Genomic DNA, 242 nt, shown 5'->3' on the forward strand with positions numbered 1-242 from the left:
CTGAAGATCATGGAGAAATCCGACTTCGTGGCCGACGTGCTCGGCGAACACGCCTTCGGCTACTTCCTGGACAACAAGCACCAGGAATGGGAGGAGTACAACCAGCAGGTCACGCCTTACGAGCTGAAGAAGTATCTGCCGAAGCTGTAATCGCAAGCGTTGCACATGTGCCAAACCCCGTCGATGATTGGTCATCGGCGGGGTTTTCTATGGCGTGTCGTGGTGGTGGGTAGTGGGCAGAG

1 protein-coding gene is annotated in these 242 nt (G+C 56.2%); it reads left to right on the forward strand.

Translation table 11 applies throughout. The features are described 5' to 3' along the window. Positions 1 to 9: 9 nt before the first annotated feature. Positions 10 to 150 (forward strand): hypothetical protein, encoded by a 141-nt coding sequence (locus tag MKD49_RS26645; protein ID WP_371925528.1) that lies wholly within the window; start codon positions 10 to 12, stop codon positions 148 to 150. The last annotated feature ends 92 nt before the right edge of the window (positions 151 to 242 follow it).

Source organism: Herbaspirillum sp. WGmk3 (assembly GCF_023952535.1).
GTDB classification, from domain to species: domain Bacteria; phylum Pseudomonadota; class Gammaproteobacteria; order Burkholderiales; family Burkholderiaceae_D; genus Herbaspirillum; species Herbaspirillum huttiense.

Coding starts and splice junctions, on each gene's coding strand:
- MKD49_RS26645 (WP_371925528.1), top strand. CDS start 10: ATGGAGAAATCCGACTTCGTGGCCGACGTGCTCGGCGAACACGCCTTC.